This window comes from Polymorphobacter megasporae, from assembly GCF_018982885.2.
Taxonomy (GTDB): Bacteria; Pseudomonadota; Alphaproteobacteria; order Sphingomonadales; family Sphingomonadaceae; genus Polymorphobacter_B; species Polymorphobacter_B megasporae.
In genome coordinates, this window is the sequence record NZ_CP081848.1 from 2,973,068 (window position 1) to 2,988,480 (window position 15,413).

At 67.6% G+C, this 15,413-nt stretch carries 14 protein-coding genes and 1 pseudogene; 4 read left to right on the top strand and 11 right to left on the bottom strand.

Annotated features, from left to right (window positions below; translation table 11 throughout):
• Positions 1-32 precede the first annotated feature (32 nt).
• Positions 33-815: a nucleoside triphosphate pyrophosphohydrolase gene (gene mazG / locus KTC28_RS13880; protein WP_216707730.1), complete on the top strand. Its 783-nt coding sequence runs from the start codon at positions 33-35 to the stop codon at positions 813-815.
• 12 nt (positions 816-827) lie between these two features.
• Here the strand turns inward: mazG and hflX are convergent, their stop codons facing one another.
• The 9 genes and pseudogenes from hflX to KTC28_RS13925 form a co-directional block, all read right to left on the bottom strand.
• The gene (gene hflX / locus KTC28_RS13885) at positions 828-2,102 is read right to left on the bottom strand and encodes a GTPase HflX (RefSeq protein WP_216708158.1); all 1,275 of its coding nucleotides are present in this window, start codon (positions 2,100-2,102) and stop codon (positions 828-830) included.
• 157 nt (positions 2,103-2,259) lie between these two features.
• Positions 2,260-2,499 (bottom strand): annotated as a pseudogene (gene hfq / locus KTC28_RS13890) (RNA chaperone Hfq); the annotation flags it as partial.
• Between the two features lie 158 nt (positions 2,500-2,657).
• A complete protein-coding gene (locus tag KTC28_RS13895; protein ID WP_216707732.1) occupies positions 2,658-2,981 on the bottom strand; it encodes a hypothetical protein in 324 nt (107 codons plus the stop codon).
• On the bottom strand, positions 2,959-4,362 hold the full coding sequence (ntrX, locus tag KTC28_RS13900) for a nitrogen assimilation response regulator NtrX (RefSeq protein WP_216707733.1): 1,404 nt from the start codon (positions 4,360-4,362) through the stop codon (positions 2,959-2,961). Before ntrX ends, KTC28_RS13895 begins: the two co-directional genes overlap by 23 nt.
• A 7-nt stretch (positions 4,363-4,369) precedes the next feature.
• Positions 4,370-6,661 carry a sensor histidine kinase NtrY-like gene (locus KTC28_RS13905; protein WP_255602041.1) on the bottom strand — a complete coding sequence of 764 codons (2,292 nt, stop codon included), beginning with the start codon at positions 6,659-6,661 and terminating at the stop codon, positions 4,370-4,372.
• Positions 6,662-6,730: 69 nt separating this feature from the next.
• Entirely contained in the window at positions 6,731-8,167 is a 1,437-nt protein-coding gene (gene ntrC, locus KTC28_RS13910; RefSeq protein WP_216707734.1) for a nitrogen regulation protein NR(I), read from the bottom strand.
• Positions 8,168-8,177: 10 nt separating this feature from the next.
• Positions 8,178-9,302 carry a two-component system sensor histidine kinase NtrB gene (locus KTC28_RS13915; protein WP_216707735.1) on the bottom strand — a complete coding sequence of 375 codons (1,125 nt, stop codon included), beginning with the start codon at positions 9,300-9,302 and terminating at the stop codon, positions 8,178-8,180.
• Positions 9,299-10,318 (bottom strand): tRNA dihydrouridine synthase DusB, encoded by a 1,020-nt coding sequence (gene dusB, locus KTC28_RS13920; RefSeq protein WP_216707736.1) that lies wholly within the window; start codon positions 10,316-10,318, stop codon positions 9,299-9,301. The genes KTC28_RS13915 and dusB overlap by 4 nt, the downstream gene beginning before the upstream one ends.
• Positions 10,319-10,379: 61 nt before the next feature.
• Positions 10,380-10,850 (bottom strand): nuclear transport factor 2 family protein, encoded by a 471-nt coding sequence (locus tag KTC28_RS13925; RefSeq protein ID WP_216707737.1) that lies wholly within the window; start codon positions 10,848-10,850, stop codon positions 10,380-10,382.
• A 123-nt stretch (positions 10,851-10,973) separates the two neighbouring features.
• On the opposite strand from KTC28_RS13925, the gene KTC28_RS13930 reads away from it, so the two are divergent.
• Complete coding sequence (locus KTC28_RS13930) at positions 10,974-12,101, top strand: bifunctional 2-C-methyl-D-erythritol 4-phosphate cytidylyltransferase/2-C-methyl-D-erythritol 2,4-cyclodiphosphate synthase (protein ID WP_216707738.1); 1,128 nt, start codon at positions 10,974-10,976, stop codon at positions 12,099-12,101.
• A complete protein-coding gene (locus KTC28_RS13935; RefSeq protein WP_216707739.1) occupies positions 12,098-12,592 on the top strand; it encodes a CinA family protein in 495 nt (164 codons plus the stop codon). The genes KTC28_RS13930 and KTC28_RS13935 overlap by 4 nt, the downstream gene beginning before the upstream one ends.
• Here KTC28_RS13935 and KTC28_RS13940 read toward each other — a convergent pair.
• Positions 12,543-13,883, bottom strand: coding sequence for a hypothetical protein (locus tag KTC28_RS13940; protein ID WP_223132252.1), 1,341 nt, complete (start codon positions 13,881-13,883; stop codon positions 12,543-12,545). The two genes, KTC28_RS13935 and KTC28_RS13940, sit on opposite strands and share 50 nt — an antisense overlap.
• 111 nt (positions 13,884-13,994) lie before the next feature.
• The gene (locus KTC28_RS13945; protein ID WP_216707741.1) at positions 13,995-14,579 is read right to left on the bottom strand and encodes a TetR/AcrR family transcriptional regulator; all 585 of its coding nucleotides are present in this window, start codon (positions 14,577-14,579) and stop codon (positions 13,995-13,997) included.
• Between the two features lie 95 nt (positions 14,580-14,674).
• On the opposite strand from KTC28_RS13945, the gene KTC28_RS13950 reads away from it, so the two are divergent.
• Positions 14,675-15,379, top strand: a complete 705-nt coding sequence (locus tag KTC28_RS13950) for a hypothetical protein (RefSeq protein WP_216707742.1) — start codon at positions 14,675-14,677, stop codon at positions 15,377-15,379.
• Positions 15,380-15,413: the final 34 nt, after the last annotated feature.

The following is a 15,413-nucleotide window of genomic DNA, read 5'->3' on the forward strand; positions in this document are numbered from 1 at the left end:
CCCGACCGCCCCGCCCTGTCTAGGCCGATCGCATGACGACCACCGGACCCGGCCCCGCCGGCCTTCAGCTCGAACGCCTCGCCGCGATCATGGCGCGGCTGCGCGACCCCGGCGGCTGCCCGTGGGACCGCGCGCAAAGCTTTGTCACGATCGCGCCGTACACGATCGAGGAAGCGTATGAGGTCGCCGATGCGATCCACACCGGCGACATGCCCGGCCTCCGCGACGAGCTCGGCGACCTGCTCTTTCAGGTCGTGTTTCATTCGCGGATGGCCGAGGAGGCCGGGCATTTCGCGCTTGCCGACGTCGTCGCCGGGATCGCCGCGAAGATGGAACGGCGGCACCCGCACGTTTTCGGCGACGCCACGCCCGCCGCCGACGCGACCGCGCAGCTTGCCGACTGGGAAACGATTAAGGCGGCGGAGCGCCCCCGCGACGGCGCTTTGTCGGGAGTGGCGAGCGCCCTGCCCGCGCTGATGCGTGCCGAAAAGCTCCAGCGCCGTGCCGCCCGCACCGGCTTCGACTGGCCCGACGCGAGCGGCCCGCGCGCCAAGGTCGTCGAGGAGCTCGCCGAGTTTGAAGCGGCAGCGAACGATGCCGAGCGCCTCGACGAAGGTGGCGACCTGCTATTCGCGGTCGTCAACGTCCTCCGCCACCGCGGCATCGACCCCGAAGTCGCCCTGCGCGGCGCGAACGCCAAGTTCGAACGGCGATTCAAGGCGATGGAGGCGATCGCCGGGTCGTCGTTCCACGGCCTCGATCTCGCCGCGAAGGATGCGCTGTGGGACGAAGCGAAGGCCGCCGAGCGGAGCTGACGCTCTCTCGCGCTAAATGGTGGCGAAGCGTGCTGCCATCTCCGGTGTCAGCCGGACCTTAAGCATCACCCCGCCGTCGTCGCCATCGATCCGCTCGATGACGTCGCCGTGCGCGTACAGCCACGCGGCGCGGCGGCCTTCGTGCGCGCCGAGGACGAAGTCGACCGTCCGCGCCGACCTCTGGAGCATCTCGGCGACGAGCGTCCGCAGCGCGTCGACCCCCTCCCCCGTCACCGCCGAGATCGCCATCGCGTCTTCGGGCAGGTTGGCGAGCAGGCCAGCGCGCGCCTCGGGATCGAGCAGGTCGAGCTTGTTGAGCGCGGTGACGATCGGCACCCGCGTCTCGCCGTCGATCACGCCAAGCCCGCGCAGCACGTCGGCGACATCGGCGGCCTGAGCGTCGCTGTCGGGGTGGGCGACGTCGCGGACGTGGACGATCAGGTCGGCCTCGATCACCTCTTCGAGCGTCGCGCGGAATGCCGCGACCAGCTGAGTCGGCAGCGCCGAGATGAAACCGACGGTGTCCGACAGGATGACCTTATCGACACCGGGCAATTCGATCGCGCGCATCGTCGGATCGAGCGTCGCAAACAGCAAATTCTCCGCCATTACCGTCGCCCCGGTCAGCCGGTTGAACAGCGTCGACTTGCCGGCATTCGTGTAGCCGACGAGCGCGACGACCGGATACGGCGCCTTCTGCCGCCGGTCGCGGTGGAGCGCGCGGGTCCGCTTGACCTCCTCGAGCTCCTTCTTGAGCTTGGCGATCTTGTCGCGAATCTGCCGCCGGTCGGACTCGATCTGCGACTCGCCGGGACCGCCGAGGAAGCCGACGCCGCCGCGCTGGCGCTCGAGGTGGGTCCATGAGCGAACGAGACGGCTCGCCTGATAATCGAGATGCGCGACCTCGACCTGGAGCGAGCCTTCGCGCGTCGTCGCGCGCTCGCCGAAGATTTCGAGGATCAGCCCCGTCCGGTCGATGACCTTGGCGCTGAACGCCTTTTCGAGATTGCGCTGCTGGATCGGGGACAGCGCGCCGTCGATCACGACGACCTCGATGTCGTTCGCGGCGACCGTCGCGGTCAGCCGCTCGATCTGGCCCTTACCGAACAGCGTCGACGCGGTCGCCTTGCGGATGCGGATGATCTCGCGCTCGACGACGTTGAGGTTGATCGCCGCCGCGAGGCCGACCGCCTCCTCGAGCCGCGAATCGGCGTCGCGACTGGCGGAGCCGTCACGCTTCGCCGCCGATCCGTCGCGCTTGCCGCCGGCACCGTCGCGCTCGGGCATGACGACGAGCGTGTTCGCGCCGAAGCGGATGCCGCGCTGGGCATCGAAGCCGGGCTGAGCCTGGGTCGACTCACCGCGCACCCGCTCGGGGGCCGCGACGCTCTCGTCCAGTGGATCGGTGCGGACATCGTCCGCGTCAGGATCAATCAAGGCCGTCGTCGTCGACCTTTTCAGCGTCGAACAACTGGATCGGACCGGCGGGCATTACGGTCGAGATCGCGTGCTTGTACACCAGCTGCGAACTGCCATCGCGGCGCAACAGCACCGAGAAGTTGTCGAACCACGTGATGTTGCCCTGGAGCTTGACGCCGTTGACGAGGAACATCGTCACGGGCGTCTTGGTCTTGCGGACCGTGTTGAGGAATACGTCCTGGAGGCTGCTCGGCTTCTCGGCCATTTTTCGTCCTTCTTGTTCTTGGCAAACTGCGGTTTGCACGATGACCGCGTTGATCGCGGCCACCGCTCCCCGGCGGCGAACCGCCGGAAGACATGAATGTAGGGCGGCGAAGGGTTCGGCTCAAGCCGCCAATTAAGTTGATCACCCGCGCTGCTCGGCTAGCGCGACTGGTCGACCATCGCCGCCGCATCGATAGGGACCCAATCCTGATAGGCGGTCCGGCAGATATCGCCCCGGGCGTTGCACAAATCTAGCTCAGCCAGCAGATGGCCGTCGGGACGCTGGATCAGCGTAAGCCGCGGCGCTCGATCATCGAAGATGCTCAAGAACCCTACGGTCGGCTTGGGCAGATCAAGCGTTTTCTGCTCGCGTTCGCCGTCTTGCGGCGACCAGTCAAGGTGGTGTGTCGTCCAGCCGAACTCGCGGCACTCGCCGCTCTCGTAGGTGGTGCGGCAACCGTTAGACCGCCACTTCCTCCGCATCCTCGTCGCGCGTTCCCTCGCTCAATCCGAGCGCCTTCAGCTTGCGGTGCAAAGCCGAGCGTTCCATGCCGATGAACGCTGCTGTCCGCGAGATATTCCCCGAGAAGCGCCTGATCTGGGCGCGGAGATATTCGCGCTCGAACGCCTCGCGCGCTTCCCTGAGCGGCGTCCCCATGATCGACTTGACCGCCTGATTGGGCAGCAGCTTGGCGGGCTCGGTGGTAATTTCGGCGGGGAGCATGTCGACGTCGATCCGCCCGACGCGCTCGGGCGGCGCAAGGATCAGCGTCCGTTCGACGACGTTGCGGAGCTGGCGGACGTTCCCCGGCCAATCATACGTCTGGAGCGCGGCGACCGCGTCGTCCGACAGGATCGGCGTCGAGACACGCCGCTCGGCCGAATAGCGCGCCAGGAAATAGGCGACGAGTTCGGCGACATCCTCGCGGCGTTCGCTCAGCGCGGGCAGCCGCACGGGGACGACGTTGAGGCGGTAGTACAGGTCTTCGCGAAAGCGCCCCGCCTCGATCTCGGCGGGCAGGTCACGCGACGTCGCGCTGATAACGCGGACGTCGACGCGGACCCAGCGCGAGCCGCCGATCCGCTGGAAGGTCTGCTCGGTCAGAACGCGAAGAATCTTCGCCTGCGTCGGCAGCGGCATGTCAGCGACCTCGTCGAGGAACAGGGTGCCGCCGTGCGCCTGCTCGAACAGCCCGGTCCGTGCGAGATGGCCGCTGTCCTCACGCCCGAACAGTTCCTCCTCGACGCGCTCGGGGTCCATCCGTGCGGCGCTGACGACGACGAACGGCGATCCCGATCGTGGGCTCCACTGGTGGAGCAGCCGCGCCGCGATCTCCTTGCCCGACCCGGCCGCGCCGGTGATGAGGACGCGGCTGCCGGTCGCCGCGACGCGCTTGATCGTCGCCCGGACGCCGTTGATGACCGTCGACGATCCGGTTAGCTCGGTATCGAAGCCGGCGCGCTCGCGGAGCTCTTCGTTTTCGCGCTTCAAGCGCTCGGTCTCGGTAGCGCGCTGAACGACAAGAAGGAGCTGGTCGGCCTGGAACGGCTTTTCGATGAAATCGTATGCGCCGCGCTTGATCGCGGTTACCGCGGTCTCGATGTTGCCGTGACCCGAAATGACAATGACCGGCAGCGTCGGGTCGCGGCGCTTGACCTCCTCGAGGAGCTCGAGGCCGTCCATCCGCGACCCCTGCAGCCAGATGTCGAGGATCAGCAGCGACGGGCGTCGCTCGGCGAGCGCGGCGAGCGTCGTGTCGCTGTCCTTCGCGGTGCGCGTTGCATAGCCCTCGTCGGCGAGGATCGCGGCGACGAGTTCGCGGATGTCGGCTTCGTCGTCGACGACGAGAATTTCGAGCGCCATGCGTCTCCTAACCCAGCTGCCGGCGCGCGGGTATCGCGTCGTCGGAGCCGGTATTGATGTCGATGTGATCGGCGAGCGCGGTGCGGTTGAAGCATAGCCGCGCCACGGTCCCGCCCCCCGCCGCATCGCCGAGGTCGAGCACGCCCTCGTGTTCCTCGACGATCTTCTTGACGATCGCGAGGCCAAGCCCGGTGCCGCGCGCGCGGGTCGTGACATACGGCTCGGTCAGCCGGTCGCGCTGCTCGATGGGCAAGCCGATGCCGTTGTCGGTGACACGGAGGACGAGCTTCGTCGCGTCGACCTCGATCGCGAGGATGATCCGCCCGTCGTTGGTGCCGTCGCGGTCGGTGCGGGCAGCCACGGCCTCGGTCGCGTTCTTGAGCAGGTTGGTCAGCGCCTGCGCGATCTGGCGGCGGTCGCAGACGAGCAGCGGCACCGCGTCGGGTACCTCGATCTCAAACGCGATCGCCGGGTTGGCGACTTCCTGCATGAACACCGCCTCGCGCGCGATGTCGACGACCGGCTCGGGCTTGAACACCGGCTTGGGCATCCGTGCGAACGACGAGAATTCGTCGACCATCCGCCGGAGGTCACCGACTTGGCGGACGATCGTGCCGGTAAGATTGGCGAAGGTCGCGGGATCGTCGACGATTTGCCGGGCATATTTGCGCTGGAGCCGCTCGGCCGAGAGCTGGATCGGGGTCAGCGGATTTTTGATCTCGTGCGCGATCCGCCGCGCGACATCGGCCCATGCTGCCTGCCGCTGGTCGGCGAGCTGCGCAGTGATGTCGTCGAACGTCAGCACATAGGTCCGTGCGCCGGAACGCTCGGCGGCGATCTGGACCGCGAGCGTCTGCGTGTCGGGACCGCGCACGATCTCGACCACGCCCGACGCATCGCCGCGCGCCGCTGCCTCGTCGAGCAATGCTGCAAGCTGCGGCACCGCCTCGGCGAGCGGTTGCCCGGCAAGCGCGCGCTCGGTCGTCTGAAGGAGCGTTGCCGCCGAGTGGTTCGCCAGCCGGATGATCCCGCCGGCGTCGATCGACAGCACCCCCGCCGAGACCCCGGCCAGCACCGCCTCGCTGAACTGGCGCCGCCCGTCGAGCTGGCTGTTCGCGGTGACGAGCGCGGTCTGCTGCGCCTTCAATTGCCCGGTCATGCGGTTGAACGCGCGCGCCAGCGTGCCGAGTTCGTCGGGCGAGCCGCGCGTCGGCACCCGCGCATCGAGGTCGCCTGCGCCAACCCGCTCGGCAGCGTCGGCAAGTCGCGCGATCGGGGTCACGAGGCTGTTGGCAAGCCATAAGGCGAACCAAATCGCCGCCGACAGGATCAGCAGCGAGACGACGATCAACAGTCCGTTGAAGCGAAGGACCATATTCCGCGACCGCGAGATCAATGACTGATATTCGTCGAGCGCCTGCCGCGTCCGCGCAACCTGCGCGAGAACCTGCGGGTCGGCGGGCGTGCTGATGTAAAGATAGTGGCTCGCGCTGTCGTCGATCCGCATCACCGCCTCGATCCGGTCGCGCGCGTTCGTCAGGACTCGCGGCACGCCGACGCGCGCGAGCTTGAGGTCCTGCGGCGATACCCGCACCGCGAGCGGCCGCGTCTCCATCTTGACGGCCGCATAGGTGACAAAGCCGTGCGGGGTCGGCGAGAACACCGCGGCGGTCGTCAGGTGGCGCCGCGGCAGCTGGAACTGGACGCCCTCGACGAAGTCCTTCGAGCCATAGCCGAACTGCTGGCCGTAGCTGCGCAGGTCGGCGGCCATCGCGATGCCGTCCTCGAGGATGCGCTGCTGCTTCTCGTCGACATACGCCTGCGCGACATGGTCGGCGTTGCCCAGCACGGTCTTTACCCGGTCGGAAAACCAGAATTGAACGCCGAACTGGAACAGGAGCGACGCGAAGACGACTACGAGCAACGTCGGCACGGCGGCCACCGCCGAAAACAGCGCGACAAGACGGACATGGAGTTTGGCCCCCGCCGTACCCTTGCGCCGCGCGGTCAGCAGCAGCGCGATTCGCCGCGCGATCAGGACGAGCAGCGCCATCAGCGGTAGAAGGTTGGCGACAAGCAGCAACGTCACCATCGGCGGCGAGAAGCCCGCGGCGGGCGCGCCCTGGCCGGTCAGGATCGCGTAGCTCGACAGGCCGAGGACGACGACGATCGCCGCAATCGCGACCTCGAGCCGGGGATAAAGATCGACCCGGGTCACCCAGCGATTGAAACGCCGTCGCAGCGACCGCCAGCGGCGGGCTCCGATACGGCGAGCGGGCTTGGGCTTCATGACACGCATGTTACCGCGCCTGCGTGGCAAAAGGAACACACGCGTTGCCGCATTGCGACGAATGTCGATTTTCGTCGGTCAGCCGCCGCGTGCGCCCGGATCGACCCCGCGCTCGGTCAGCTTTTTACGCAGTGTGTTGCGGTTGATCCCGAGGAGCCGCGCCGCGCGAATCTGGTTGCCGCCGGTCGCGGCGAGGCTAAGCCGAAGCAACGGCCGCTCGATCTCGGCCAGAACCCGGTCGTACAACCCATCGGGCGGCAGCTCCTCGCCGAACATCGTCAAGTACCGCGCGAGGTGAAGCTCGACCGATGCGGCGAGGCCGTCGGACCCGGTCGAATCGGGGACGACGACAACCGGCGGCGTTTCGCCGTCGAGACCCTCGCTGATCGTCGCCTCACCGATCGTGTCGCCGCGGGTCAGCGCCGCGAGCCGCCGCATCAGATTCTCGAGCTCACGGACGTTGCCCGGCCAACTGTGCCGCTGGATCGCCTCGATCGCCCCTGCATCGAGCCCCTTGCGAGGGAGTCCCTCGGCAGCGGCGCGGTCGAGGAAATGGCGCGCGAGGACCGGAATATCGTCGATCCGGGCACGCAGTGGCGGCAGCTTGAGCGGGATGACGTTGAGCCGGTAGAACAGGTCCTCGCGGAAGCGCCCTGCCTCGATTAGGCGGCGGAGGTCCTGATTGGTCGCGGCGACGATGCGGACGTCGGCGCGCTGGACGCGGGCGCTGCCGACCGCGGTGAAGTCGCCCGACTGGAGGACGCGCAGCAGCCGGGTCTGCGCGTCGATCGGCATGTCGCCGATTTCGTCGAGGAACAGCGTCCCGCCCTGCGCCTGCTCGAAACGCCCGCTCGCGCGCGCCGCCGCACCGGTAAAGGCACCGCGCTCGTGGCCGAACAGCTCGGATTCGATCAATTCGCGCGGGATCGCCGCCATGTTGACCGCGACGAACGGCTCGCGGCGGCGCGGTCCGAGATCGTGGATCGCGCGTGCGACCAGTTCTTTGCCCGTCCCGGATTCGCCGAGGATCATCACCGTCAGCGACGTCGGGACGACACGGGCGATCGTCCGGTAGACCTCCTGCATCGCCGCCGAGCGGCCGATCAGCGGCATGTCCTCGCCGAGCGTTTCTTCGCCCATCACGCCCGCGACCGCGAGCGCGCTCGCCACCGCGCGAGTCAGTTCGTCGAGGTCGAACGGCTTCGGCAGATAGTCGAATGCCCCCTGCTCGGTCGCGCGCACCGCGGTCGACAACGTGTTCTGCGCGCTCATCACGATGACCTTGAGCCCGGGGCGGCGCTCGATGATCCGCGGTAGCGCGTCGAGCCCGTTGCCGTCGGGAAACATGACGTCGGTGATGACGACGTCACCCACGTCCTCGTCGATCAGCCGCCACAGGCCGGCCGCCGATTCGGTGGTTCGGACGAGATAGCCGTCGCGAGTCAGCGCGCGACGGACGACGGTGCGGATCGCGGCGTCGTCGTCGGCGACGATGATCGTGAAGGGGCCGGTCACAAGTTTCCGTTCAAGCTGGGGCCATCGGCAGGAGGACGCGCAACACCGTTCGCGGCGGGTCGGTACTGCGTTCGTATTCGACGATGCCACCGTGATCGCTGACGATCTTGGCGACGAGCGCGAGGCCGAGGCCGCCACCAGCGCGCTTCGACGAGACGAACGGCTCGAACATGTGCCGGGCGACATCGCCCGCTCCGGCTCCGGTGTCGATCACGCAGACTTCAAGCGGCAGCGAAACGCGGACGCCGGAGCCCTCGGTGGCAACGCGAACACCGTGCCGATATGCGGTCGTCAGCGTGATTTCGCCGGCACTGCCGCCGGCCGAGACAATCGCTTCGGCGGCGTTCTTGACGAGGTTGAGGAAGACCTGGATCAGCGCATCGCGGTTACCGGCGACGGCAGGCAACGATGGATCATAGCGCTCACGGATCATGATACCGGAAGCGAAGCCGCTCTCGGCGACCCGACGGACGTGGCCGAGGACCGAGTGGATGTTTTCCGCTGCCTTCGCCACCGGCCGGGTGTCGGTGAAACCCTCCATCCGGTCGATCAGCGCCGCAACGCGGTCGACCTCATCGCGGATCAGCTCGGTCAGCTCGCGCGCCTCGGGATCGGCGTTGGCAGCGAGCAATTGCGCCGCGCCGCGGATGCCCGACAGCGGATTCTTGATCTCATGCGCGAGCATCGCGGCGACGCCGATCGCCGAGCGCGCCGCGCCTTGGTGAACGAGCTGGCGGTCGACCAGCGTCGCTGCCGGGCGCGCCTGAAAGCACACCGTCGTCCAGTCCGGCGCGTCGGCGAGCGGGGTGATGAAGACGTCGGCCCGCGCGGTCCGGCCGCCGATAAAGGCGAGTTCGGTGTCGAAGGCGGTGATCGGGCCGCCGTGACCGCGGGCGTCGGCGACGAATGCGACGAGTGACGAGCCGGGGATCAGGCCGCTCGACCAGCCGCGCTCGATCAGGCTCGCCTGGCTCGCATTGAGGAGCGTTTCCGCCGCCGCATTGGCCAGCGCGAGCCCACCGTCGGGGCCGAGGACGATTACCGGGATGGGCAACGTCGCGAGCAGGTCGACCGGCGGGAGCTCGACCGTAGGTTTCGCCTTGCCCGCCCGCCGCAGCAGCGGAAAGACGCTCATGCCGCGAGGCTGAGCGAGTTCGGGCTCGTGGCCTCGGCGATCAGCGGCGCGTAGAAATCGTCGAGCATCGCCAACACGCGCGGGGCGCTGTCCTGCTGGTTGACCGCGTTGCGGAACTCGGCCGAACCGGTGAGCCCCTTGGTGTACCAGCCGAGATGCTTGCGCATCAGGTTGACCCCGATGACGCTGCCATAATGGTCGAGCATCATGCCGTAATGCTCGACGATCAAAGCATATTGTTCGGCGAGGCTCGGATCAGCCAGCCGTTCGCCGGTTGTCAGGTAATGCATCGCCTGCCCCAGCAGCCACGGCTTGCCGTATGCTCCGCGCCCGATCATCACCGCGTCAGCCCCACTCGCATCGAGCGCCGCGTCGACGTCATCCATGCTGCAGATATCACCGTTGACGACGACCGGCAGGCGGACCGCGTCCTTGACACTGCGGACGAATCCCCAGTCGGCGTCGCCCTTGTACAGCTGGCACCGCGTCCGGCCGTGGACGGCGATAAGCTGCACGCCAAGGTCCTCGGCGATGCGCGCGAGTTCGGGGGCATTGAGGCTGGCGTGATCCCACCCCATCCGCATCTTGAGTGTCACCGGCACGTCGACGGCGGCGACCGTCGCGGCGATCAGCGCGGTCGCCAGCGGCAGGTCGCGCATCAGCGCCGACCCCGCATGGCCGTTGACGACCTTCTTCACCGGGCAGCCCATGTTGATGTCGATGATCGCTGCGCCCATGTCGGCGTTGAGCTTCGCAGCCTCGGCCATTACCCCCGGCTCGCACCCGGCCAGCTGCATCGACACCGGGTTCTCGGCGGCATCCCACGCGCATTTCTGCAAGCTCTGGCGCGTCTCGCGGACCATCGCCTGCGACGCGATCATCTCAGTCACCGTCAATCCCGCACCGTAGCGCTTGACCAGCCGGCGGAACGGCAGGTCGGTGACGCCGGTCATCGGCGCAAGGATCACTGGATCGATGCGATGCGGACCGATGGGAATGGCAGTGAGATTGCGCACGTAATTGCCTAAAAAGCGGGCAATCCTCCTACCGGCTTTCGCGCCGAGCGGCAAGCCGACGCTATCTCCCGTGCGGCACCGGCCCGGTCCACGTCCAGCCGCTGATCTTCCACGCCTTCGCCCCGCCCTTGAGCGCGAAAGTCATTTGCCCCTCCTCGGTCATCGCCTTGCCGTGGTCCTTGAAGGTGTAGCGCGACGGCACGATCACATAGGCGACATTGCCTTCGACCTCGGTCCGGGTCGGCGCGCCGATCTTGACCGCGCCCTCGGTGATGCCGTTCGCTGCGCCTGCCTTGGCCAGGTCGGCGGCCCACGCCTGCGCTGCCTTGGCTCCGACCCAGAGGTGCGGCGCGAGATCGTCGATGATCGCGATGTCGCCGGTCGCGTAGTTCGCCAGCGCGGCCTTGAGGTCACCCTTGTTGAACGCGTCGACGAATTGGCGGATCGGCGTCGACACGGATTGATCCTCCGCCGCCGTCACCGGCGCTGCCGCCATAGCCGCAAGCAATATCGTTCCGATGAGTGTCCGCATTCCATCCCCCCTGCTCGTCTTTGGTCGAAAGCTGCGCGCCGAAGCGGCGGTTGTCAATTCGGTTGCGCAACGGCTTCGACGCGCCCCCTTGCCGCCGTCGCTCGCGCGCCTATACGGCCCCTCGTGATCGTCCACGCCCTCATCGTCGCCGGCGGCCGCGGAGTCCGCGCCGGGGACGGCGTGCCCAAGCAATATCGCGCGGTCGGCGGCAAGCCGGTGCTGCGCCATTCGCTCGAGACCTTCCTCGCGCACCCCGGCATTGCAGGGGTCCAGGTCGTGATCCACCCCGACGACCGCGCACTTTACGAGGCTGCCGCCGAGGGCCTCGCGCTGGCTGCGCCGGTCGACGGCGGGGCGACCCGGCAGGCCTCGGTCCTTGCCGGGCTCGAGGCGGTCGACGCCAGTCACGTCCTGATCCACGACGCCGCCCGCCCGTTCGTCACCCCCGGCATGATCGACCGGGTCATCGCCGCACTCGGCAGCAGCGACGGCGCCACCCCCGCCCTACCCGTCGTCGATTCGCTGCGGACCGGTGACACCCTCGTCGATGGCGAGGTCTCCCGCGACCGGCTCCACCGCGTCCAGACCCCGCAGGGCTTCGCGCTCCCCCCCCTCCTCGCCGCGCACCGAATTGCTGACCCGGCGGTCACCGACGACGTCGCCGTCGCGGTCGCCGCGGGAATGACCGTCGCGCTGGTCGTGGGCGACGAACGCGCGTTCAAGCTCACCACCGCCGACGATTTCGTCCGCGCCGAACGGATGCTCGCCCCCCTAATGATTTCACGCACCGCCATGGGTTACGACGTCCACCGCTTCGGCCCCGGCGATCATGTCTGGCTGTGCGGTGTTCGCGTCGCGCACGACTTCGGGCTGATCGGCCATTCGGACGCCGACGTCGGGCTCCACGCGCTGACCGACGCCCTGCTCGGGTGCATCGGCGCTGGCGACATCGGCACGCATTTCCCGCCGAGCGACGAACGCTGGCGCGGGGCGTCGTCCGACCGTTTCCTCGCGCACGCCTGTTCGCTCGTCGCGGCTAAAGGCGGCGTCATCGACCATCTCGACCTCACGATTATCTCCGAGCGTCCCAAGGTCGGCCCGCACCGCGCCGCCTTCGCCACCCGCATCGCCGAAATCACCGGCTGCGCCTCGGTCAGCATCAAGGCGACGACGACCGAGGGCCTCGGCTTCACCGGGCGCGGCGAGGGCATTGCGGCGCAGGGCGTCGCCAGCATCAGGGTCCCGGCATGATCTTCAGCGACGAAGTCCTGACCCTCGCCGCGACGGTAATCGACGCCAACCGCGCCGCCGGGCTGACCGTCGTCACCGCCGAATCGTGCACCGGCGGGCTCGTCGCGGGGGCGCTGACCGAGATCGCGGGATCGTCCGACGTCGTCGACCGCGGCTTCGTCACCTACTCGAACGAGGCGAAAATCGAATCGCTCGGCGTCAGCATCGACATCCTCGACACCTTCGGCGCGGTGTCGATCGCGGTCGCGTGGGCGATGGCGCAAGGCGCGCTCAAGCATAGCCACGCCGACGTCGCGGTCGCAGTCACCGGCATCGCCGGCCCCGGTGGCGGATCGGAGAAAAAGCCCGTCGGCACCGTCGTCTTCGCGCTGGCGCGGCGCAACGACCCCGACTGCAAGATCGCCGATACCAAGTTCTTCGGCGACCTCGGCCGCAGCGAGATCAGGCGGCAGGCGGTGCTGTGCGCGCTTCAGCTGCTGATGCCGGGCTGAAGCCCCCGGCGATGCGCGCAAAGACTCGCGCGATCAGGTCGAAGGCGAAGAAGGTCAGCAGCCCGAAGATCAGGTAGCGGTAGCGCAGGATCGGCTGGACGATCAGGTAAGGCAGGATCGGCACCAGCGTCATGATCGCCGCGTAGCGATAGCGCCGATCGAGCCGCCACAGCGCATAGCCGACCCCGGCAAGCCCCTCTACGGTGACGAACCAGTGGATCGCCAGCCGCTCGGCGATCGACCCCATGTTCGGGAAGTCGGGAAACATCCAGTACGGCGGAAACAGCATTTGGCCGAGGTGGCGCAGCGTCAGCGTGACGAAGCCACCGGGGTTCGCCGCGACCCATGCCAGTGCCGATCGCTCGAGTTTCTGCGAATAGGCGATCTCCCCACCCGAAGCGATCAGCGCGGTATAGCCCGACGCCCCGGGATAAGGGTGGATCAGCAGGTGCCGCGCGTGAAAGCCGCCATCGCCGTCGGCATTGGACAGCAGCGACGCGTCGTTCGCCTGCGCGAATTCGAGCCCGAAATTATCGCGCAGGACGATCGGCGTTCCCATCACTACCGCGTTCCGGATCGTCCACGGCGCGAGCACAACGACCATAGCGGCGATTGCGATCGCGGTGGTCGCCAGCCAGCGGCGTGGCGGCAGGCGGCGGGCCATCAGCAGCAGCGCGCATAGGTATCCAGCGACCCCGAACGGCGGCGAGACGAACAGCGTCGCCGCCGCGAGCAGTGACAGCCCGGCGACCGCGCGCCACCCGATCCGCTCCATCCGGTCGACCCGCAGCACCGCGGAGAGCATCGCCATGCCGATTGCGACCGCCATCCCCCCGTCCCAGACGCGGAACCAGATCACCTCGATCAGGACATTGACCGGCGACCAGCACAACAGTGCCAGTGCGAGCAGCCGCCCCGACGCGGGTGCGCCAAGCTCGCGGAAAGAGATGAACAGCAGCCAGAAGCCGGTGAAGACGAACGCCATCGCGACCGTCGTGAGCGCCAGGTTCGACAACGGCGTGAAAATGCCGAGCGAGCGGTAGACCGTCCCGGCGATCACCCCCGGCAGCGGCATCAGATGTGCGGTCGGCCCCTGCCCGATGCGGAATGCATCGGCGAGCGTCCCGTGCTGCGCGAACGATCGTGCGACGTTGAACGCCTCGCCGAGCTTATACTGCGAATCGTGGAGCCGCGGGATCATCCAGTATCGCCACGCGATTCCCGACGCCATGATCCCCGCCGCCGCCAGCGATACCGCCCGGCTATCGCGAACCGGCCGCCCGTCGGTCATCCTCACCAACCTTTACGCACGCTTTCGCGGTAATTCGTAAGGGACATATATTAACAAGTTGCGCGGCGATGCCGGTTGCAGGCCGGATGGCGAGAGGAAGCGCCTCGGGCTCTAAAGCGACGCCATCGCTGCCGCGTAACTCGTCCTGTGCAACAGCTGCGCCATGTCCCCGGAAGGTGCCGGTGCTCGACCGGCAAGCCAAGTCCCGAGCATCGCCAACTGCCCCGCGGCGAGTTGCTCAGCGACGAGCGCCACGGGCAGACTGGATCGCGATTTATGCGCGCGGCGAAGACCAAGCAGCGCCTCTTCGAGATGGCGGACCAGCAGACGAGTGATCGCAACGCCCGCAGCGCCGCGGAGCATCGTTCGGGCAATGCTCCGCTGATCCCAGAAATGGGCGATAATCAGCTTGAGCTCGGGCTTCATCTCCGGCTCGACCGAGCATCGTGCGATCGTGCTCAAATGCGGCTCGAGACTTTGCGCGAGCAGATCGTCGATGTCCGAAAAATGACTGTAGAGCGTTGACCGCCCGACGTTCGCGCGCTCCGCGACGTCACGAATGCCGATGTCGGGATAGCTGCGTTCGAGCGCCAATTCCGAAAACGCCGCCGTCAGCGCTGCGCGGCTCCGGCGGATCCGCCGATCGCCCCCGGCGGCTTTGGGCGAAGCGCCGCGCAAGGCCTTGATCTCGGGCAAATCACGTCCCCGTTTGATTCGGGACGGATCGGCGCGATCGTCCAGTATCTTTCACAGTCTAACGCCTAGCACGGTGCCTCAACAAGGAGGCGTGAATGACCGCTGCGACTAATATTACCGACCCATCGAGGCGCGCGGATGTCCTGACCGCGTCGGGGATCATCGGATTAATCCTGCTCATGCTGCTTATGGTGATGCACCATCCGGTCGCGCGGCAGACCGATGCCGCCGGCGTTATCAACAGCATCGCTCGCCAGGCATCGGCCGATCGCTTCGTCCACGGCACGCTCGCCGCCGCGATGACGGTGATGACGTCGCTCATGCTGGGCTTCGCCATGCGGCTGGGCCTCGCTCGTCCCCATGTCCTCCTCGGCGCAGTGGCATCTGCGCTCGCGCTGGTCCTGATCTCCCTCGCCGTGCTGCTCGATGGCTTCGTCGCCCCCGCCCTGGCGCTGCGGTGCACGACCATCGGGAAAGACTGCGTCGAGCAGACCGAGGCCCTACTGAGATATGGCGGGCTCCAGATCGAGTTCCTCACCCGGCTCGCTCTTCTCGCCCTCGCTAGCGCAACGGCACTGTGGGCGGGCGATCTCATCCTGCGCAGAAACGGCGCGCGGATCGCGGGCATTCTCGGTCTATGCTCGGCGGCGGTCCAGTTCGGACTCCTGACCTTCGGTGGCGAGCGGCTCAATGTCCAGAATATCTCGCTGATCCTGACCGCCCAGGTAATCTGGTACGCCAGCGTCGGTACAATAATCGTCCTTCGCCAAGGTCCGTACGCCTCGACGGATCAAGGCTGACTGCATTATGCGCTCGCTAGCCAAGCCGCAGGCG

Excerpts from the sequence above, each read along its gene's own strand:
- KTC28_RS13905 (WP_255602041.1), bottom strand. The coding sequence starts at position 6,661 with ATGCGTGTCATGAAGCCCAAGCCCGCTCGCCGTATCGGAGCCCGCCGC.
- KTC28_RS13925 (WP_216707737.1), bottom strand. The coding sequence starts at position 10,850 with ATGCGGACACTCATCGGAACGATATTGCTTGCGGCTATGGCGGCAGCG.
- KTC28_RS13940 (WP_223132252.1), bottom strand. The coding sequence starts at position 13,883 with ATGACCGACGGGCGGCCGGTTCGCGATAGCCGGGCGGTATCGCTGGCG.
- hflX (WP_216708158.1), bottom strand. The coding sequence starts at position 2,102 with ATGCCCGAGCGCGACGGTGCCGGCGGCAAGCGCGACGGATCGGCGGCG.
- KTC28_RS13950 (WP_216707742.1), top strand. The coding sequence starts at position 14,675 with ATGACCGCTGCGACTAATATTACCGACCCATCGAGGCGCGCGGATGTC.
- mazG (WP_216707730.1), top strand. The coding sequence starts at position 33 with ATGACGACCACCGGACCCGGCCCCGCCGGCCTTCAGCTCGAACGCCTC.
- ntrX (WP_216707733.1), bottom strand. The coding sequence starts at position 4,362 with ATGGCGCTCGAAATTCTCGTCGTCGACGACGAAGCCGACATCCGCGAA.
- KTC28_RS13895 (WP_216707732.1), bottom strand. The coding sequence starts at position 2,981 with ATGCGGAGGAAGTGGCGGTCTAACGGTTGCCGCACCACCTACGAGAGC.
- KTC28_RS13915 (WP_216707735.1), bottom strand. The coding sequence starts at position 9,302 with ATGAGCGTCTTTCCGCTGCTGCGGCGGGCGGGCAAGGCGAAACCTACG.
- KTC28_RS13935 (WP_216707739.1), top strand. The coding sequence starts at position 12,098 with ATGATCTTCAGCGACGAAGTCCTGACCCTCGCCGCGACGGTAATCGAC.